General features: G+C 63.1%; 17 protein-coding genes and 1 tRNA gene. 14 read left to right on the forward strand and 4 right to left on the reverse strand.

The genetic code is table 11. The features are described from left to right. Positions 1–84: 84 nt before the first annotated feature. Positions 85–161, forward strand: a tRNA-Arg gene (locus ACZ5ZH_RS07385). A gap of 94 nt (positions 162–255) precedes the next feature. Here the strand turns inward: ACZ5ZH_RS07385 and ACZ5ZH_RS07390 are convergent. Beyond that, positions 256–606, reverse strand: a complete 351-nt coding sequence (locus tag ACZ5ZH_RS07390; RefSeq protein ID WP_449473499.1) for an antibiotic biosynthesis monooxygenase family protein — start codon at positions 604–606, stop codon at positions 256–258. 141 nt (positions 607–747) lie between these two features. Continuing rightward, on the reverse strand, positions 748–1,401 hold the full coding sequence (gene fsa / locus ACZ5ZH_RS07395; protein WP_449473500.1) for a fructose-6-phosphate aldolase: 654 nt from the start codon (positions 1,399–1,401) through the stop codon (positions 748–750). Between the two features lie 138 nt (positions 1,402–1,539). Between fsa and ACZ5ZH_RS07400 the strand changes: the two genes are divergently transcribed. The 3 genes from ACZ5ZH_RS07400 to ACZ5ZH_RS07410 are packed head-to-tail and all read left to right on the forward strand — an operon-like array spanning position 1,540 to position 4,604. Further along, entirely contained in the window at positions 1,540–2,205 is a 666-nt protein-coding gene (locus ACZ5ZH_RS07400) for a DUF2490 domain-containing protein (protein ID WP_460986200.1), read from the forward strand. 45 nt (positions 2,206–2,250) lie between these two features. Continuing rightward, a complete protein-coding gene (locus ACZ5ZH_RS07405) occupies positions 2,251–4,422 on the forward strand; it encodes a primosomal protein N' (protein ID WP_464771076.1) in 2,172 nt (723 codons plus the stop codon). Positions 4,423–4,436: 14 nt separating this feature from the next. Further along, positions 4,437–4,604 carry a DUF1289 domain-containing protein gene (locus tag ACZ5ZH_RS07410; RefSeq protein WP_464771077.1) on the forward strand — a complete coding sequence of 56 codons (168 nt, stop codon included), beginning with the start codon at positions 4,437–4,439 and terminating at the stop codon, positions 4,602–4,604. Positions 4,605–4,740: 136 nt separating this feature from the next. On the opposite strand, the gene ada is transcribed toward ACZ5ZH_RS07410, so the two are convergent. Continuing rightward, positions 4,741–5,829, reverse strand: a complete 1,089-nt coding sequence (gene ada, locus ACZ5ZH_RS07415) for a bifunctional DNA-binding transcriptional regulator/O6-methylguanine-DNA methyltransferase Ada (protein ID WP_464771078.1) — start codon at positions 5,827–5,829, stop codon at positions 4,741–4,743. A gap of 104 nt (positions 5,830–5,933) precedes the next feature. On the opposite strand from ada, the gene ACZ5ZH_RS07420 reads away from it, so the two are divergent. The 8 genes from ACZ5ZH_RS07420 to ACZ5ZH_RS07455 all read left to right on the forward strand — a co-directional run bounded on the left by ACZ5ZH_RS07420 (position 5,934) and on the right by ACZ5ZH_RS07455 (position 15,437). After that, the gene (locus ACZ5ZH_RS07420) at positions 5,934–7,511 is read left to right on the forward strand and encodes a S1C family serine protease (protein ID WP_464775163.1); all 1,578 of its coding nucleotides are present in this window, start codon (positions 5,934–5,936) and stop codon (positions 7,509–7,511) included. Positions 7,512–7,681: 170 nt separating this feature from the next. Next, positions 7,682–8,236 (forward strand): F0F1 ATP synthase subunit delta, encoded by a 555-nt coding sequence (locus ACZ5ZH_RS07425; RefSeq protein WP_460986204.1) that lies wholly within the window; start codon positions 7,682–7,684, stop codon positions 8,234–8,236. Positions 8,237–8,238: 2 nt separating this feature from the next. Continuing rightward, a complete protein-coding gene (gene atpA, locus ACZ5ZH_RS07430) occupies positions 8,239–9,768 on the forward strand; it encodes a F0F1 ATP synthase subunit alpha (protein WP_460986205.1) in 1,530 nt (509 codons plus the stop codon). Positions 9,769–9,873: 105 nt separating this feature from the next. Next, positions 9,874–10,758, forward strand: a complete 885-nt coding sequence (locus tag ACZ5ZH_RS07435; RefSeq protein WP_460986206.1) for a F0F1 ATP synthase subunit gamma — start codon at positions 9,874–9,876, stop codon at positions 10,756–10,758. A 24-nt stretch (positions 10,759–10,782) separates the two neighbouring features. Further along, positions 10,783–12,228, forward strand: a complete 1,446-nt coding sequence (gene atpD, locus ACZ5ZH_RS07440; RefSeq protein ID WP_449473516.1) for a F0F1 ATP synthase subunit beta — start codon at positions 10,783–10,785, stop codon at positions 12,226–12,228. 158 nt (positions 12,229–12,386) lie between these two features. Then, the gene (locus ACZ5ZH_RS07445) at positions 12,387–12,641 is read left to right on the forward strand and encodes an ATP synthase F1 subunit epsilon (RefSeq protein ID WP_464771079.1); all 255 of its coding nucleotides are present in this window, start codon (positions 12,387–12,389) and stop codon (positions 12,639–12,641) included. A 217-nt stretch (positions 12,642–12,858) separates the two neighbouring features. Next, complete coding sequence (locus ACZ5ZH_RS07450) at positions 12,859–14,388, forward strand: CpaF family protein (RefSeq protein WP_464771080.1); 1,530 nt, start codon at positions 12,859–12,861, stop codon at positions 14,386–14,388. 212 nt (positions 14,389–14,600) lie between these two features. Next, complete coding sequence (locus tag ACZ5ZH_RS07455) at positions 14,601–15,437, forward strand: DMT family transporter (RefSeq protein ID WP_464772615.1); 837 nt, start codon at positions 14,601–14,603, stop codon at positions 15,435–15,437. On the opposite strand, the gene ACZ5ZH_RS07460 is transcribed toward ACZ5ZH_RS07455, so the two are convergent. Next, entirely contained in the window at positions 15,429–15,860 is a 432-nt protein-coding gene (locus ACZ5ZH_RS07460) for an OsmC family protein (RefSeq protein WP_449473520.1), read from the reverse strand. The two genes, ACZ5ZH_RS07455 and ACZ5ZH_RS07460, sit on opposite strands and share 9 nt — an antisense overlap. Positions 15,861–15,946: 86 nt before the next feature. On the opposite strand from ACZ5ZH_RS07460, the gene ACZ5ZH_RS07465 reads away from it, so the two are divergent. Together ACZ5ZH_RS07465 and ACZ5ZH_RS07470 are read left to right on the forward strand one after the other, a co-directional pair. Continuing rightward, the gene (locus ACZ5ZH_RS07465; RefSeq protein ID WP_449473521.1) at positions 15,947–16,312 is read left to right on the forward strand and encodes a PRC-barrel domain-containing protein; all 366 of its coding nucleotides are present in this window, start codon (positions 15,947–15,949) and stop codon (positions 16,310–16,312) included. A 149-nt stretch (positions 16,313–16,461) separates the two neighbouring features. After that, positions 16,462–17,136, forward strand: a complete 675-nt coding sequence (locus ACZ5ZH_RS07470; protein WP_464771081.1) for an RBBP9/YdeN family alpha/beta hydrolase — start codon at positions 16,462–16,464, stop codon at positions 17,134–17,136. Positions 17,137–17,217 lie beyond the last annotated feature (81 nt).

A 17,217-nucleotide genomic window follows, 5' to 3' on the forward strand; every position in this document is an offset into this window, starting at 1 on the left:
CCCTTGCATATCGGCTGCCCAAGCAAATGCAATGGCAGGCATGATTGCGCGCGGGCACAAGCCCCGCTATCGAAGCGCCGATGCGGCCCCGTAGCTCAGCTGGATAGAGCATTCGCCTTCTAAGCGAATGGTCACAGGTTCGAATCCTGTCGGGGTCGCCATCTTCCCTACAAGCGCCAGCCGAACAGCAGCATCAATAACCCGGCGATCAGGATCGCCGCCGCCAGAAATCCCCAGCCAAAATCCAAGCCGTTCCTATTCGCCATCGAGCGGACTGTCTTGTGGCCGCGCCCGCATCAGCAGGTCGTCGGTCACCGTCATGGTGAAGATTGGATCCGCATCAGGCGGCACTTCCGCGATCGCATCGACAAAGGCGGCTCGGGTTTCCGGCTCGTCATAGACCATTTTCTGGTCGAAAGCCGCCCGCCAGGTCTCCTCGTCCGGCCACTCCGCATAGCCGACAAAGCGCCCATCGGCATCCCGGTGGAGCCTTGAACCGAAGCTGCCATATTTTTCGCGGATCAGGTCAGTTCCGCGCCGCCATGCCGCGCGGAACTGATCTTCTTTTCCCGGATGCACCCGCCACCAATAGACCGCGACGAACATCGCACCTCTCCTTTACAGGAGAGAATGATGTAGGGGGGGAAGAAGTTGCGGCTTAAATCCACCGTGCTCCTGCGCAGGCAGGAGCCCAGTTGAAGCGGCGGGACTAGGTTCCTGCCTGAGCAGGAACACCTCGCTCCCGGATCAAAGAACCGACTGCCCGGTCTTCTCCCAGTCCGCCAGGAAGCCCGCAATCCCCTTGTCCGTCAGCACATGATTGAACAGCGCCTTGATCACCGAAGGCGGCGCGGTCATCACGTCAGCTCCGATCTTCGCGCTTTCCAGCACATGGATAGGATGCCGAACGCTCGCCACCAGAATCTCGGTATCGAACGCATAATTGTCGTAGATCAGGCGGATATCTTCGATCAGCTGCATGCCATCAAAGCCGTTATCGTCATGCCGCCCAACGAAAGGCGAGATGAAGCTCGCGCCCGCCTTGGCCGCCAGCAGCGCCTGATTGGCCGAGAAGCACAGCGTGACGTTCACCATTACGCCATCACTGGTCAGCGCCTTGCAGGTCTTGAGGCCATCGATGGTCAGCGGCACCTTGATGCAGACATTGTCCGCGATCTTCCGCAGCACGGCGGCTTCCTTCATCATCGTCTCATGGTCGAGTGCGACGACTTCGGCGGAAACGGGGCCATCGACGATGCCGCAGATTTCCTCGACCACTTCCATGAACTTGCGGCCTGATTTGTGGATCAGCGACGGATTGGTCGTCACGCCGTCCAGCAGGCCAGTCGCGGCAAGGTCGCGGATTTCGTTGGTGTCGGCGGTATCGACGAAGAACTTCATGGGTCTGCTCCGGGGCGGGATGTGCGAATCGGCTCCCCTTTAGCGGCTGATCGCCGGTTTAGCCATTATTGCCAGCGGCGGGCTTTACGGAAACAGGTCCGTAACATTATGAGCGCTACACCGTTCCAAGGATACCGCATGCCCGTCCCCACGCCCGGCCGCAGCGCTCTGGCAGCGCTCGCGCTCATTTTACTCGCCTTCAGCCCCGCTGCGCAGGCGGCCGAAGAGGAAACGCAGCTATGGCTCGGCGCATCGGCAACGATGAAGGCCAGCCCTCACAACATCGTCCTGATCGACATCGGCCACCGCTTCCGTCGCGATGAATCGGGCGGCGAACAGCAACTCGCCCGCATCGCGCTAGATCATGCGCTTGCTAAAGATGTCCAGATCGGCGGCGGCTTGGCCTTCTTCCATTCCGGTCCTGAACAGGAATTGCGCACGTTCCAGCAGCTGACCCTCACCCACGGCATCTGGCAAAGCCGCACCCGGCTGGAGCAGCGCTTCTTCGACACGACTGACGAAGCAAGCTGGCGGCTACGGCAGCGAGTGCAGGCCTCCATTCCACTGGACGCCGCGAAAAAATGGACGCTGGTCGCAGCAGGCGAGCTCTTCTTCCACCTGAACCGGGCCAAGCCGAGCGACAAGACCGGCCTTGCCGTCATGCGCCAGCAAGCCGGGCTGCGCCACGCGCTCGGCAAGTCCATCGATATCCAGGCACTCTATATGCGCCAGCAGACCTTCCGCGACGACCGGCCCGACGCGGTCGCCCATGTCCCCTGGCTGACGCTCAACTGGAAAATCTGAACGCGCCGCCTTGCCTCCCGCCCCCCAGACGATAGGGAGGGGCGGATGAGTTCGCGCGCCCGTGTCATCCTGCTGAACGCCGCCCTTGGGCCGCTCGACTATCGCGTGCCCCATGGCATGAACGCGCAGCCGGGCAGCATCATCGTAGCGCCACTCGGCCCACGGCAGATTATCGGCGTGGTGTGGGATGAGGACAGCTTCCCCGAAGTCGAAAGCGTTGGCGACAACCGCCTGCGCAACATCGTGGGACCCGTGGACGCGCCGCCGATCCCCGAAACCCTCCGCCGCCTGATCGAGTGGACGGCAGACTATTATCTCGCCCCCATCGCCTCGGTCCTGCGCATGACGCTGGCGTCGATGTCGGCGCTGGAGGGCGCGCGCACCGTCATCGAATATCGCGCCACCGGCGACCTACCGGACCGCATGACCGAACAGCGCGCCCAGGCCATGGAGCGCATCGGCGATCGGCAGGGCCTGATCCGCGAACTGGCGTTGATCGGCGGGGTCAGCGACGCCGTGATCCGGGGCCTCGTAAAGGCAGGCGCCTTCGAAGCGGTGGAAGTCAGCATCGACACGCCCTTCCCCCGCCCCGACCCCGATCATGCACCGCCGCAGCTATCCGACGGCCAAGCCAACGCCGCGGCCGAGTTCGTGCATGCTGTACGCCAGCGCGACTTCGCCCCCTTCCTGCTCGACGGCGTCACTGGCTCCGGCAAGACCGAAGTCTATTTCGAAGCCATCGCCGCAGCCATCCGCGAAGGACGGCAAGTGCTGGTCCTCCTGCCCGAGATCGCGTTGACTGAACCCTTCCTCGAACGCTTCGAAAAGCGCTTCGGCACCGTACCCATCAGCTGGCACAGCGGCCTGCGCCAATCCGAACGCCGCCGGGCATGGCGCGCCATCGCGGCAGGCGAAGCAGCCGTCGTCGTCGGCGCCCGCTCCGCGCTGTTCCTCCCCTATCCCAATCTCGGCCTCATCGTCGTCGATGAAGCGCATGAGGCGAGCTTCAAGCAGGAAGATGGCGTCCATTACCACGCCCGCGACGTCGCGGTGATGCGCGGCCTTATGGAAAAATTCCCTGTCATCCTCGCATCGGCCACCCCCGCGATCGAGACCCGACATCAGGTCGAACTTGGCCGCTATCGCGAGATCAAGCTGCCCTCCCGTTTCGGCGGCGCGGAAATGCCTGGCATAGAAGGCATCAACCTGCTCACCGACCCGCCGGAGCGCGGGCGCTGGATCGCGCCGCCCCTCATCCGCGCGATCGATGAAACGATGGAGAAGGGCGAACAAAGCCTGCTCTTCCTCAACCGCCGGGGCTATGCGCCGCTGACGCTGTGCCGCCATTGCGGCTATCGCTTCCAATGCCCCAATTGCACCGCCTGGATGGTCGAACATCGACTGACCAAGCGCCTCGCCTGCCATCATTGCGGCCACGTCATCCCCTCGCCCCGCTTCTGCCCGGACTGCAAGGAGGAGGACAGTCTCGTCGCCTGCGGCCCCGGCGTCGAACGGATCGCGGATGAGGTAAAGGCGCTCTGGCCGCAGGCGCGCACCGCCATTGTTACCTCCGACACGCTCTGGTCGCCCGCCAAGGCCGCCGAGTTCGTGAAGTCGGTCGAGGCAGGCGCGGTCGACATCATCATCGGCACCCAGTTGGTGACGAAGGGCTATCACTTCCCCAACCTGACGCTGGTGGGGGTGATCGATGCCGACCTCGGCCTCGAAGGCGGCGACCTCCGCGCGTCCGAACGCACCTTCCAGCAAATCGTGCAGGTAGCGGGCCGCGCGGGCCGTGGGCAGAAACCGGGCCGTGTCTTCATCCAAACCCGCATGCCCGAAGCCGAGGTCATCAAGGCGCTGATCGCAGGCGATTCGGAGCGCTTCTATGAGGTGGAGACAGAGAACCGCCGCCGCGCCAACGCCCCGCCCTTCGACCGCTTCGCCGCGATCATCGTCTCCAGTGAGGATGCCGATGAAGCCGCGCAGGTCGCCCGCCTGATCGGCAAGTCCGCCCCGCTGATCGACGGCATGCGCGTCTATGGCCCCGCCCCCGCGCCCCTCTCCGTCCTGCGCGGCCGCCACCGCCACCGCCTGCTGATCCACGCCACACGGGCGATGGATGTACAAGCCGCTATCCGCGAATGGCTGGGCAACCTCACCTGGAAATCAGGCACCCGCGTCGCGGTGGACGTCGATCCCTACAGCTTCATGTGATGGCCTGAACGCCCATGGAAAGCCCCTGCATAAAGATCTGCAAGCTGGACAAGACAGGCCGCATTTGCACCGGCTGTGGCCGGACGGTTCAGGAAATCGCCCGCTGGCGCGACATGAGCAAAGTCGAGCGGCGCGCGATCGTGGAGCGGCTGAAGGGATCGCAACGCGACCGACCTCTCTAAATCCTCCCTACGCGAAGCGTGGGGAGGGGGACCAGCCGCAGGCTGGTGGAGGGGAAATGGCATGACCTGTGAGATTTCCCCTCCACCCTTCGCTTCGCGAACGGTCCCCCTCCCCATCTCACGATGGAGAGGATGATTATCCACGATCATCCAAGCCTAGCTTCTGCCCCCCACGTTCCCGCTCCAACAAAGCCTTTTTCCGCTCCAACCCATAGGCATAGCCACCAAGGCTACCATCACTCCGCAACACCCGGTGGCAGGGAATAATCACAGCCAACCCATTATCCCCACAAGCCGTCCCCGCAGCCCGCACTGCCCCCGGCCGCCCAATCGCCGCCGCGATCTCGCCATAGCTCCGCGTCTCTCCCGCCGGAATCGCCCTCAACGCCGCCCAGACCGCCTGCTGGAAAGCCGTGCCATTCACATCCATCGGCAAATCCAAAGGCTCAGCCGGATTCTCGATCAACCGCACCACCTGCCCCGCCAACGCTTCCAGCGCCGCATCTCCCGGCACGATTTCCGCCTTGGGAAAGCGCCGCCGCAGATCACCCTCATCCTCATCAAAGCTGATCCGGCAGAGCCCCTTGGCCGTCGCCGCCACCAGCACAGGCCCAAGACTCGACCCCACCACAACGTATCGGATCGCAACGCCGCGCCCGCCATCTTTCCACGCACTCGGCGTCATTCCCAAATGCCGATCCGCATCGGCATAGGCCCGGCTCGGCGCATTATAGCCCGCGTCATAGATCGCGCTGGTCACGCTCCCTCCCCCATCCAAAGCCGCCTTCAGCCGCTCGGCACGCAGCGATCGAGCGTAAGCAGCAGGCGTCAGGCCCGTATCCCGCTTGAATAGCCGATGGAAATGATGCGGCGCATAGCCCGCATGCGCTGCGACCTCCTCCAACGAGGGCACCGCATCGCACCCAGCAATGAAGGCCTTGGCCGCCTCAACCGCCAACCGATCCCGGCCAACCTCATCCGGCCGACAACGCAGACAGGCGCGAAAGCCCGCCGCCCTCGCCGAAGCAGGATCGGGCAAGAAGATCATATTCTCCCGCCGGGGATGCCGCGCCGCGCAGCTTGGCTTGCAATATATGCCGGTGGTCAGCACCGCGCCCACAAACCGCCCATCCACGTCCCGATCACGCCGCAGGAACGCGTTCCAGCAGGCATCGTCATCCATCGGCAGCGGCGTCGAGGCGGAAACTTCGGTCATCTGGTTCATGCATATGGGATAACAGGCGCGACCGGGCCAGCCTTCCCGCCTCTTGCGCCCAAAGCATTTCCCGATTGCCTCAGCCAGACTTTACCATATGAATGCGCCGCATCATGGTCGAATTCTTCCGCCGCCTCTGCATCTTGCTCGCCCTCGCCCTGCCCGCGACAGCGCGCGCCGAACAGCAGGACATCGCCGCCGCCGCGCGCGGTGTTGTCCGCATCGCCATCGTGGCGACGGACGGCAGTGAGGCCTATTTCGTCGGCCATGGCAGCGGCTTTGCGGTCGCGCCAGACAAGGTGCTGACCAACGCCCATGTCGTCGAACTGACCCGCGAGGAAAAAAACCTCGTCATCGGCGTCGTCCCTTCAGAAGGCCGCAAAAGCTACGGCGGCCGCGTCATCGCCTACTCGCCCGGCAACGACCTCGCGCTCATCCAGCTTGAGGAAGGCCACCTGCCGGTCAGCACCTTCTACGCGGGCGCCGTCAGCGATGGGCAGCATGTGACCGCGATCGGCTATCCCGGCACGGTCGATCGGGCGCAGGGCCTTGGCCTCAAGGAAATGGTGGAGCCGCTCGGCACGGTAAAGACCAGCGGCAACGTGTCGTCGGGCCGATCGAGCCACAGTTTCGATACCATCCTCCACACCGCGCCGCTCGCCGCCGGGAACAGCGGCGGCCCGCTCGTCGATGATTGCGGCCGGGTGCTGGGCGTCAACAGCTTCGGGTCCATCTCGGACGGCAATGACGCGGAGTTCGGTTTCGCCGTGTCCTGGCGCGAAATCGCGTCTTTCCTCCGGCAGGCAGGTGTTTCATCCCTGCGTACCGTCGTTCCCTGCCGCTCCATGGCCGAAGCCGACGCCGCAGACGCCGCGCTCACCCAGCGCGCGGCGCAGCAAAGCGAACAGTCGGAACGCGCCCGGGCCGACGCGCGCGAAGCCGCGCTGGGCAAGGCGCGCGATGCGGCGGAACGCGAAGTCATCTCTGGCCGCGAAAATGCGATGGCGGGCGCCGCCGTGCTTCTGGCGCTAGCGGTGCTTGGGCTCGGCGCGGGCGGCCTCTTCTACAGCCAGGGCCGCGAACGCCGCGCAACATGGTCGCTGGCGGGCGGCGGCCTCTTGCTGTTGGGCGCCGTCGCGCTGTTCCTGCTGCGGCCGAGCTTCTCCAGCGTGGATGAGCGCGTGAAACTGCCCGACGACGGCAGGGTGGCGGGCAACCATGCCTATGCATGGGAAGGCGACAATGTCTGCGCGATCGACCTCAACCGCAGTCGCCTCACCGTGTCGGAGGCCAACGACATCTCCTTCAACTGGACCGGCACCGGCTGCGCCAACGGCAACAGCCAATATGTCAGCGCAGGCAATGAATGGGAACGCGCCGCCGTCCCGGATTCGGGCAACTTCATCACCGTCAGCCGCTTCGACCCGGCAACGGGCACCTTACGCGTCCAGCGCTGGCTGCCGGATGGCGATGCGATGGGCAAGGCTCGCGCCTTGTTGAAGGACGGCCCGATCAAGGCGTGCGGGACCGATCCCGATCTGCTCGCCCGGATCGCCGCCCTGCGAAGCGATCTTGCCTCCCTGCTGCCCGCGCAACCCAACGAACGCCTGGTCTATCATTGCCGCAAGGGCCGCCTCGCTCCCCCGACCCCGCAAACTGATCAAAATCGCGCGGCGGAAAGCGCCGCCTAATCGTCTCCATTCCATCCTTGCGACGGAATCGCGTTCCATGACTTGCATAGTCATAAAGCCGCTGCTAACCGGCCGGGCAACAGGGGATCGGGACGGATAAGACCGCGCCCCTCTTTTCGCATGACCGGCAAATCAAGTGCCAGTGACAGAAATTGGAGGACGGTAAGCGCGTGGAGACTACCGGCGGCATTCAGGCTAGCCTCAGCGGACGCTACGCGCTTGCGCTGTTCGATCTGGCCCGCGACGGCAACGCCCTCGACACCGTGGCGGCCAGCCTCGGTGCGATCAAGGCGGCGATCGCCGAATCGGCTGATTTCAAAAGCCTCATCAACAATCCCGTGCTGAGCCGCGACGCGTCTGGAAAGACGATCGCAGCGGTCGCAGCATCCATCGGCATCGACGCGCTGACGACGAAGTTCCTTGGCGTCCTCGCCGCGAACCGCCGCCTGTCGCAGCTGCCCGCCGTCATCCGCGCCTATGAAACGCTACTGTCGAATCACAAGGGCGAGGTCCGCGCGGAAGTGACCAGCGCGCATCCGCTCGATTCGAACCAGATCACCGCGCTTGCGCAAAACCTCCGCACCCGCGTCGGCCGCGACGTCGCGCTCGAAGCCAAGGTCGATCCCGCGATCCTGGGCGGGCTGGTCGTAAAGATCGGCAGCCAGATGATCGATTCCTCCATCCGCACCCGTTTGAATAGTCTCGCCCAGGCGATGAAAGGCTGAACATGGATATCAACGCCGCAGAAATTTCGAAGGTCATCAAGGACCAGATCGCCAATTTCGGCACCGAAGCGCAGGTGAGCGAAGTCGGTTCCGTGCTGACCGTGGGTGACGGCATCGCCCGCGTCCATGGCCTCGACAACGTCCAGGCGGGCGAAATGGTCGAGTTCGCCAATGGCGTGCAGGGCATGGCGCTCAACCTCGAAGCCGACAATGTTGGCGTCGTGATCTTCGGCTCGGACGCCGAAATCAAGGAAGGCGACACCGTCAAGCGTACCGGCACCATCGTCGACGTTCCGGTCGGCAAGGGTCTGCTGGGTCGCGTGGTCGACGGCCTCGGCAACCCCATCGATGGCAAGGGCCCGATCCAGTATACCGAGCGCAAGCGCGTTGAAGTCAAGGCGCCGGGCATCATCCCCCGCAAGTCGGTGCACGAGCCCGTGCAGACCGGCCTGAAGGCGATCGACGCCCTCGTCCCCGTCGGCCGTGGCCAGCGCGAACTCATCATCGGCGACCGTCAGACCGGCAAGACCGCCGTCGCGATCGATACCTTCATCAACCAGAAGGGCATCAACGCGGGCGACGACGAGGGCAAGAAGCTCTACTGCATCTACGTCGCCATCGGCCAGAAGCGCTCGACCGTCGCGCAGATCGTCAAGCAGCTCGAAGAAAATGGCGCGATGGAATATTCGATCGTCGTCGCCGCGACCGCTTCGGAACCCGCTCCGCTCCAGTATCTGGCGCCCTACACCGGCGTCACCATGGGCGAATTCTTCCGCGACAACGGCATGCATGCCGTGATCGTGTATGACGATCTGTCCAAGCAGGCCGTCGCCTATCGCCAGATGTCGCTGCTGCTGCGTCGTCCTCCGGGCCGCGAAGCCTATCCGGGCGACGTTTTCTATCTGCACAGCCGCCTGCTGGAACGCGCTGCGAAGATGAACGACGCCAATGGCAATGGCTCGCTGACCGCACTGCCGATCATCGAGACGCAGGCCGGCGACGTGTCGGCCTACATCCCGACCAACGTGATCTCGATCACCGACGGCCAGATCTTCCTCGAAACCAACCTCTTCTACCAGGGCATCCGTCCGGCCATTAACGTAGGCCTGTCGGTGTCGCGCGTCGGTTCCGCCGCGCAGACCAAGGCGATGAAGAAGGTGTCCGGCTCGATCAAGCTGGAGCTGGCGCAGTATCGCGAAATGGCGGCCTTCGCCCAGTTCGGTTCGGATCTCGACGCTTCGACCCAGAAGCTGCTGAACCGCGGTGCGCGTCTGACCGAGCTGCTGAAGCAGGCCCAGTTCTCGCCGCTGCCCTTCGAAGAGCAGACTGCGTCGATCTTCGCTGGTACAAACGGCTATCTCGACAGCGTCGCCGTCAAGGACGTGACCCGTTATGAAGAGCTGATGCTCGCCTATCTGCGTCACGACCATGCCGACGTGCTCGCCGCGATCCGCGACAGCAAGGATCTGGGCGACGAGCCCAAGGCCAAGCTGAAGGCCGCGCTGGACTCGTTCGGCAAGACGTTTGCGTAAAGGATAATCCGTCATCCCAGCGAAAGCTGGGATCTCAGGCCCAAGGGTTCAGCCCGGAGGCACGAGATCCTGACTTTCGTCAGGATGACGAACAGAAGGTTCGTCATGGCCAGCCTCAAGGAACTGAAGATCCGCATCGGGTCGGTTAAATCGACCCAGAAGATCACCAAGGCGAAGCAGATGGTCGCCGCCGCGAAGTTGCGCAAGGCGCAGGCCGCCGCCGAAGCCGCGCGCCCCTATTCCAGCCGTCTGGAAGCCGTCGTCGCCAGCCTCGCGTCGAAGATCGCGGGCGGCTCGGGCGAAGGCGCCTCGCCGTTGCTCGCTGGCACCGGCAAGGATGACGTCCATCTGCTGGTCGTCGCCAACTCCGACCGTGGCCTTGCGGGCGCGTTCAACGCGAACATCGTCAAGGCGGCTCGCGCCAAGGCGGACGAGCTGATCCAGCAGGGCAAGACCGTGCGCTTCTACCTGATCGGCCGCAAGGGTCGTCCGGTCATCAACCGCACCTTCCCCGGCATGATCGTCGCACAGTTCGAGACGACCGGCGCGAAGGAGCCGGGCTACGCTCAGGCCGAAGCTATCGCGCATGAGCTGACCGACATGTATCTGAACGGCAAGTTCGACGTAGCGCATCTCTTCTTCTCGCGCTTCAAGTCGGCTCTCGCCCAGATCCCGACGGAGCAGCAGATCATCCCGGTCAAGATCCCCGAAGACGCGGATCGCAACGCCATCCCCGCGACGGTCGAATATGAACCGAGCGAAGAAGCGATCCTCGACGACCTGCTGCCGCGCAACATCACGGTGCAGATTTTCAAGGCGCTGCTGGAAAACAACGCGTCCGAACAGGGCGCATCGATGACCGCCATGGACAATGCGACCCGCAACGCAGGCGACCTCATCAACAAGCTGACCATTCAGTACAACCGCAGCCGTCAGGCCGCGATCACCACCGAACTGGTCGAAATCATCTCGGGCGCAGAAGCCCTCTAAGATCACGCACGCAAGGAAGCAGTCATGGCAACCACCAACAATGTAGGCCGCATTTCGCAGGTCATCGGCGCTGTCGTCGACGTGACCTTCCCCGATGCACTCCCCGCAATTCTCTCGGCGCTGGAAACCAGCAACAACGGCAACCGCCTTGTTCTGGAAGTCGCCCAGCATCTGGGTGAAAACACCGTCCGCACCATCGCGATGGACTCGACCGAGGGTCTGACCCGCGGTCAGGAAGTCACCGACACCGGCGCGCAGATCAGCGTTCCCGTCGGCCCGGCCACGCTCGGCCGCATCCTGAACGTCGTTGGCGAGCCGATCGACGAACGCGGCCCGGTCGCCACCACGCTGACCGCACCGATCCACGCCAAGGCTCCCGAGTTCGTCGATCAGTCGACGGAAAGCTCGATCCTTGTCACCGGCATCAAGGTCATCGACCTTCTTGCCCCTTACGCGAAGGGCGGCAAGATCGGCCTGTTCGGCGGCGCGGGCGTCGGCAAGACCGTCCTCATCCAGGAACTGATCAACAACATCGCGAAGGGCCATGGCGGCACCTCGGTGTTCGCAGGCGTCGGTGAACGGACCCGCGAGGGCAACGACCTTTACCACGAATTCCTCGACGCTGGCGTTATCGCCAAGGATGCCGATGGCAACGCCATCAGCGAAGGTTCCAAGGTGGCACTGGTTTACGGCCAGATGAACGAGCCCCCGGGCGCCCGTGCACGCGTCGCCCTGTCGGGCCTCACCATCGCGGAATATTTCCGCGATCAGGAAGGCCAGGACGTGCTGTTCTTCGTCGACAACATCTTCCGCTTCACCCAGGCGGGCGCGGAAGTGTCGGCTCTGCTCGGCCGTATTCCTTCGGCCGTGGGCTATCAGCCGACCCTGTCGACCGACATGGGCGCTCTCCAGGAGCGCATCACCTCGACCAACAAGGGTTCCATCACCTCGGTTCAGGCCGTTTACGTCCCCGCGGACGATTTGACCGACCCGGCGCCTGCAACCTCCTTCGCGCACTTGGACGCCACCACCGTTCTCAACCGCGCCATTTCGGAACTCGGCATCTATCCGGCGGTCGATCCGCTGGACTCGACCAGCCGCGTTCTGGAACCCCGCACCGTGGGCCAGGAGCATTACGACACCGCTCGCGCTGTCCAGTCGATCCTGCAGAAGTACAAGTCGCTTCAGGACATCATCGCGATCCTGGGCATGGACGAGCTGTCGGAAGAAGATAAGCTCACCGTCGCCCGCGCCCGCAAGATCCAGAAGTTCCTGTCGCAGCCCTTCCACGTCGCCGAAGTCTTCACCGGCATCTCGGGCAAGTTCGTCCAGATCGAAGACACTGTGAAGTCGTTCAAGGCCGTGGTCGAAGGCGAATATGACCACCTGCCCGAAAACGCCTTCTACATGGTCGGCGGCATCGACGAGGCCATCGAAAAGGCAAAGAAGCTGGCTGCGGAAGCGGCGTAAGCTTCCAAATGTTTCCCCTCCCGCAGGCGGGAGGGGATTAAGGGGTGGGCCGCGAGCGCAGCGAGCTCCTGACCTATCCCGACAGGTTGCAGGCGATTGCTAACGCAATCGCACCCACCCCCTGCCCCTCCCTTAAAAGGGAGGGGGGAGAGATACAGATGGCACTGCATTTCGAACTCGTGACCCCCGAAAAGCTCGTCCGCTCGGAAGAGGTCTATCAGGTCGTCGTCCCCGGCACCGATGGCGACTTCGGCGTGCTGGAAGGCCACGCGCCGTTCATGTCCACCGTTCGCGACGGCTCGATCCAGATTTTCGCCAGCGCGGGCGCCGCGCCCGAAATCATCCCAGTTCAGGGCGGTTTCGCTGAAGTCAATGAAAAGGGCCTGACCGTCCTCGCGGAGCATGCGGGCTGAAGCAGCCAAAGCAATCCCGCCAATAAATTAAAAGGCCGCCTCCAAACCGGAGCGCGGCCTTTTTCCTATCTGGCACAGGCCCGCCACCGCCGGTCACCAGGCCACCTTGCTCAGCGCCATTAGCCATTTGTCAAAGTTTCCGCCTTATTCACCATTGCAACCAATTCGGATCAGCCTGTTCCGGCAGGGAAATCCTACGATATCGCGGCGGAGAATTATGAGCGCGTTTGGACGGAAAAATGGACCTGCCGGCATCAAGCCGGGATTCGGTGTAGCCCGGCCAATGCAGGGCGGCGCCCCGCGTGAGGAAGCGCGAGGCGGAGACCAGTTCCCCCCGCTAGACATGGCTCCCCTGCCCGCCGCCGACACCCCAATCGATCCGCTGTCCGCGCCCACCAGCCAGATGCAACGCAACGCCGACGCCTTGCAGCGCTTGTCCGATCGCGCCAACGCCGAGCATGTCGCCGATGCGGGGCCGCAAGGCTTCGAAGCGTCAGTCCACAAGATCAAGGAACAGGTCCTCCCCCGCCTGCTCGAGCGCGTCGACCCCGAAGCCGCCGCGACGCTCAGCAAGGATGAACTGGCCGAGGAATTCCGCCCGATCATCATGGAGGTGCTGGCAGAGCTCAAGCTCACCCTCAACCGCCGCGAACAATTCGCGCTGGAAAAGGTGCTGGTCGATGAACTGCTCGGCCTCGGCCCGCTAGAGGAACTGCTGGCCGACCCCGAGGTCACCGACATCATGGTCAACGGGCCGGAGCAGACCTATATCGAAAAGAAGGGCAAGCTCCAGATCGCGCCCATCAAGTTCCGCGATGAGGAGCATCTGTTCCAGATCGCCCAGCGCATCGTGAACAAGGTCGGCCGCCGCGTGGACCAGACCACGCCGCTGGCCGACGCCCGCCTGCCCGACGGCAGCCGCGTCAACGTCATCGTGCCGCCGCTCTCGCTGCGGGGCACCGCCATCTCGATCCGTAAATTTTCCGCCAAGCCGATCACCATCGACATGCTCGCCCAATGGGGCGCGATGAGCCCGAAGATGGCCACCGCGCTCAAGATCGCGGGCGCGTCACGCATGAACATCGTGATCTCGGGCGGCACCGGCTCGGGCAAGACCACGATGCTCAACGCCCTGTCGAAGATGATCGACCCGGGCGAGCGCGTGCTGACCATCGAGGACGCGGCCGAACTTCGCCTGCAACAGCCGCACTGGCTCCCCCTTGAAACGCGCCCGCCGAACCTTGAGGGCCAAGGCGCAATCACCATCGGCGACCTCGTCAAGAATGCCCTGCGTATGCGTCCTGACCGCATCATCCTGGGCGAAATTCGTGGCGCGGAATGCTTCGACCTGCTCGCCGCGATGAACACAGGCCATGACGGCTCCATGTGTACGCTCCACTCCAACAGCCCGCGCGAGTGCCTGGGCCGTATGGAAAACATGATCCTGATGGGCGACATCAAGATCCCGAAGGAAGCCATCTCCAAGCAGATCGCCGACTCCGTCGACCTCATCGTGCAGGTAAAGCGCCTGCGCGACGGTTCGCGCCGCGTCACCAACATCACCGAAGTCATCGGCATGGAAGGCGACGTCATCGTCACGCAGGAACTGTTCAAGTTCGAATATCATGACGAGGATGACAGCGGTAAGATCGTCGGCGAATACCGCTCCATGGGCCTACGCCCCTACACGCTCGACAAGGCGCGCCAGTTCGGGTTCGACCAGCCTTTCCTGGAAGCCTGCCTCTGATCTTGTCGGCAGGATAGCAGGGGAACGACCGCCGCTACATTTTCCAAAGACGAGTCGATAATTATCATGGGGTGGTTGCGTCATCCTGTCCGCCGGTTAAAGCGACCTGCGTGCAACCCCCTGCCCCCATTAGCCCGCCAGAGGAGCTTCCGCCGCCACCATCGGCGCGTGACGAACATGCGCTGACAGGCATCGGCCTGCGTTTGCTGGCGATGTTGTTCATGGCCGTCATGTTTGCCCTCGGCAAGCTTGTGGGCACGCGGGGCGTCAGCTTGGTCGAGCTGATCTTCTACCGTCAGGCGCTCGCCCTGCCCCTTATCGTCACGTGGGTCGCGATGACCGATGGCCTCCCCTCGGTCCGCACGAACAGGCTGGGCGCGCATGTGAGCCGGACTGTCCTCGGCCTTACCGGCATGGTCCTCAATTTCGGCTCCTATCTGCTTCTTCCCCTAACCGAAGCCACCGCGATCGGCTTCACCATGCCCATCTTCGCCACGCTGCTGTCGGCCATCCTTTTGCGCGAAGCGACCGGCCCCCACCGCTGGGCTGCCATCATGCTGGGCTTTGTCGGGATCATCGTCATGGTCCGCCCTGATGGCGCGCATTTCCCGCCGTTCGGCCTTGCCGTCGCGTTGTCCGCCGCCATCATCACGGCCTGCATCGGCTTGCTGTTGCGCGACCTTGGCCGCACCGAAAAGACCGGCGTCATCGTATTCTGGTTCACCATCCTGTCCGTGCCGCCGCTGGGTATCCTGATGCTGTTCGTCGGGAAGGTGCACGATCCCATGACCTGGGCCATGCTCGTCGGCGTCGGGCTGACAGGCGGTATTGCGCAGCTCTGCATGACCGGCGCGCTTCGCCATGCGCCTGTATCCGTGGTGCTGCCGATGGATTACAGCACCATCATCTGGTCCACACTGCTGGGCCTGTTGATCTGGGGTGAATGGCCGATGCACACTACTTGGGTAGGCGCAGCGCTCATCATCGCCAGCGGCCTATATATTGCGTGGCGGGAGCATGTCCGCACCCGCCGTTTCGCTTCAGCCTAGCAATTCCGCCTCCAGGCTGATCTGCGCGTTCAGCAGCTTCGACACGGGGCAATTTTCCTTGGCTTTGGCGGCCAGCTCCTGGAATTTGGCGTCGTCAGCACCGGGAATGGTCGCCTTCAGCGTCAGCTTGCTTGCCGTTATCGCAAAGCCGCCCTCCTGCTGCTCCAGCGTCACGACCGCGTTCGTTTCCATTTTCTCCGCCGTCAGCCCGGCCTCCCCCAAAATGAGAGATAGCGCCATGGTGAAGCAGGACGCATGGGCGGCGGCGATCAATTCTTCCGGATTGGATCCCGGCACCCCTTCGAACCGCATGGCATAACCATAAGGATGCGCGTCCAAAGCGCCACTTTGCGTGGAGATCGCGCCTTTGCCCTCTTTCAGGCCGCCGCTCCATACCGCCGAACCACTGCGATTGATCTTCATGTCATCCTCCTGCGTGAAGAGTGGGAACCCCGCTGACCCTGCTCGGTTTCATCATCATAGCCTGATTCCTGTTCAGGAGGGTGACAATGACTGACCCGGCAGTGGAAAATCCCGGCGACCTGATCGCATCCGACCGTGTCGAAGGAACCGCCGTCTACAACCGCGAAGGCGAACGGTTGGGCCATATCTCGAATTTCATGGTGGAAAAACGCAGCGGCCAGGTCCGTTACGCCGTCCTATCCTTTGGCGGCTTTCTCGGCATCGGCCATGACCATTACCCCATCCCATGGGCGATGCTGAGCTATGACACGGGCAAGGGCGGCTATATCGTCGATCTTAGCAAGGAGATGCTGGACAGCGCCCCCCGTCATCTCGCGGACACTCGGCCGGAATATGACGAGGCCTATGGCCGCAACGTCTACTCCTATTACGGTCTTATATATCCTTGGTAACGGCGAAGTTGTTGCCCTGACGGCGCCCTTCCAATGCTGAACCCCAGATGAATCCAGTCGCCTAAATTTGGACACATTTGGTCGCGGAAGCATTGTCTACCTAAAGAATAGAATATACATCCATCGTGCAATTGGACGAGGATCACACCATGGACCGATTCGGACATCTGGGCGACGCGCGCAACCCTGTGGTGCTGACCATACCGGGTCTCAACAACAGCGGCCCCGGTCATTGGCAAACCCTTTGGGAGGGCATGCGCGGCGATTGCGAGCGTGTCGATCTGGGCAGTTGGGCCAGCCCCAACCGTAATGCATGGGTCACTCGACTTGATGCGGCGATCCGCGAAGTTGAAGGACCGATCATCCTGGCCGCGCACAGCCTGGGTTGCCTCGCTGTCGCCTGGTGGGGCGCGTTGCAGAGCCAGGCTTATGGTTGGCCGGTGACGGGCGCATTGCTGGTCGCTCCGCCCGATTGCGACCGGATGGAAACACCCGAAACGATCGGCGGCTTTGGACCGACCCCGCGAGCACAGCTACCCTTCCCGTCGATCGTCGTCGCCAGCCGCAACGACCCCTATATCTTCTTCGAACGCGCCCACAGTATCGCCAAAAACTGGGGCAGCAGCTTTGTCGATGGGGGCTTTAGCGGACATATCAATGCTGAAGCCAATCTTGGCACATGGGATTTCGGCCAATCCCTGCTGGAACGGCTGGTCGACAATGCACATGAACAGGCTTCGCTCATGCGACAGATGCGGCCAGCCATTCCCCTGGCCCATCATCAACATGACCGCAAACTGGCGGCGATGCGGTTGATCGGCTGAATTCCAAAGGGGCGCGACAAGGCAAACTTGGGCGCCCTATATATTTGCTTTTTTGTCTATTGAATTAGTTGAGATAAAAGC

This window comes from Sphingobium sp. TomMM7A, assembly GCF_055397305.1.

Excerpts from the sequence above, each read along its gene's own strand:
- ACZ5ZH_RS07390 (WP_449473499.1), bottom strand. The coding sequence starts at position 606 with ATGTTCGTCGCGGTCTATTGGTGGCGGGTGCATCCGGGAAAAGAAGAT.
- fsa (WP_449473500.1), bottom strand. The coding sequence starts at position 1,401 with ATGAAGTTCTTCGTCGATACCGCCGACACCAACGAAATCCGCGACCTT.
- ACZ5ZH_RS07400 (WP_460986200.1), top strand. The coding sequence starts at position 1,540 with ATGCCCGTCCCCACGCCCGGCCGCAGCGCTCTGGCAGCGCTCGCGCTC.
- ACZ5ZH_RS07405 (WP_464771076.1), top strand. The coding sequence starts at position 2,251 with ATGAGTTCGCGCGCCCGTGTCATCCTGCTGAACGCCGCCCTTGGGCCG.
- ACZ5ZH_RS07410 (WP_464771077.1), top strand. The coding sequence starts at position 4,437 with ATGGAAAGCCCCTGCATAAAGATCTGCAAGCTGGACAAGACAGGCCGC.
- ada (WP_464771078.1), bottom strand. The coding sequence starts at position 5,829 with ATGAACCAGATGACCGAAGTTTCCGCCTCGACGCCGCTGCCGATGGAT.
- ACZ5ZH_RS07420 (WP_464775163.1), top strand. The coding sequence starts at position 5,934 with ATGGTCGAATTCTTCCGCCGCCTCTGCATCTTGCTCGCCCTCGCCCTG.
- atpA (WP_460986205.1), top strand. The coding sequence starts at position 8,239 with ATGGATATCAACGCCGCAGAAATTTCGAAGGTCATCAAGGACCAGATC.
- ACZ5ZH_RS07435 (WP_460986206.1), top strand. The coding sequence starts at position 9,874 with ATGGCCAGCCTCAAGGAACTGAAGATCCGCATCGGGTCGGTTAAATCG.
- atpD (WP_449473516.1), top strand. The coding sequence starts at position 10,783 with ATGGCAACCACCAACAATGTAGGCCGCATTTCGCAGGTCATCGGCGCT.
- ACZ5ZH_RS07445 (WP_464771079.1), top strand. The coding sequence starts at position 12,387 with ATGGCACTGCATTTCGAACTCGTGACCCCCGAAAAGCTCGTCCGCTCG.
- ACZ5ZH_RS07450 (WP_464771080.1), top strand. The coding sequence starts at position 12,859 with ATGAGCGCGTTTGGACGGAAAAATGGACCTGCCGGCATCAAGCCGGGA.
- ACZ5ZH_RS07455 (WP_464772615.1), top strand. The coding sequence starts at position 14,601 with ATGTTGTTCATGGCCGTCATGTTTGCCCTCGGCAAGCTTGTGGGCACG.
- ACZ5ZH_RS07460 (WP_449473520.1), bottom strand. The coding sequence starts at position 15,860 with ATGAAGATCAATCGCAGTGGTTCGGCGGTATGGAGCGGCGGCCTGAAA.
- ACZ5ZH_RS07465 (WP_449473521.1), top strand. The coding sequence starts at position 15,947 with ATGACTGACCCGGCAGTGGAAAATCCCGGCGACCTGATCGCATCCGAC.
- ACZ5ZH_RS07470 (WP_464771081.1), top strand. The coding sequence starts at position 16,462 with ATGGACCGATTCGGACATCTGGGCGACGCGCGCAACCCTGTGGTGCTG.